The 245-nt window shown below is 52.2% G+C and carries 1 protein-coding gene; it reads right to left on the bottom strand.

The annotated features are described in order from the left end of the window. Positions 1-47 precede the first annotated feature (47 nt). A partial coding sequence (locus Q4528_RS15390; protein ID WP_303522581.1) for a hypothetical protein occupies positions 48-245 on the bottom strand: 198 nt, incomplete at its 5' end.

The raw sequence follows: 245 nt of genomic DNA, 5'->3' as shown, positions 1-245 counted from the left end.
GTGCATTGACAACCCTGCACACAATCGCGTTTTTTTGTCGCCGACAGTCATAGATTGATGCTTTGCCTGACCGGTTTGGCTTGAATGTCGCCGGACAAAGTGGTGCCGGACAAAATGGTCCCGCACACAATGATGTGACACTGCGGTTGCGCACCAAGCATGTGCGCAGATGTATAGGCGTGGCGGATTGGCTTTGCCGTCTTTTGTCCCCATCTGAGGGTAACAGGAGACAACGACATGAAAAC

Source organism: Staphylococcus pasteuri, assembly GCF_030547725.1.
Classification (GTDB): domain Bacteria; phylum Bacillota; class Bacilli; order Staphylococcales; family Staphylococcaceae; genus Staphylococcus; species Staphylococcus pasteuri.
Note: the sequence above shows the minus strand (reverse complement) of the source record. Positions and strands in the feature narration are given on the sequence as shown.